Origin of the sequence: Sphingomonas sp. Sph1(2015) (assembly GCF_001970915.1) — a bacterium.
In the GTDB taxonomy this organism is placed as follows: domain Bacteria; phylum Pseudomonadota; class Alphaproteobacteria; order Sphingomonadales; family Sphingomonadaceae; genus Sphingomonas; species Sphingomonas parapaucimobilis.
On sequence record NZ_MQUI01000141.1, the window covers coordinates 1 to 400 of the forward strand.

Sequence of the window (400 nt, forward strand, 5' to 3'; positions counted from 1 at the left end):
GGAATATTGGACAATGGGCGCAAGCCTGATCCAGCCATGCCGCGTGAGTGATGAAGGCCTTAGGGTTGTAAAGCTCTTTCACCGGGGAAGATAATGACGGTACCCGGAGAAGAAGCCCCGGCTAACTTCGTGCCAGCAGCCGCGGTAATACGAAGGGGGCTAGCGTTGTTCGGAATTACTGGGCGTAAAGCGCACGTAGGCGGATCTTTAAGTCAGGGGTGAAATGCCAAGGCTCAACCTTGGAACTGCCTTTGATACTGGGGATCTTGAGTCCGGGAGAGGTGAGTGGAACTGCGAGTGTAGAGGTGAAATTCGTAGATATTCGCAAGAACACCAGTGGCGAAGGCGGCTCACTGGCCCGGTACTGACGCTGAGGCGCGAAAGCGTGGGGAGCAAACAG

The 400-nt window shown here is 55.5% G+C and carries 1 rRNA gene; it reads left to right on the forward strand.

The features are described from left to right. A 16S ribosomal RNA gene (locus tag BSZ14_RS18920) occupies nucleotides 1–400 on the forward strand; the annotation flags it as partial.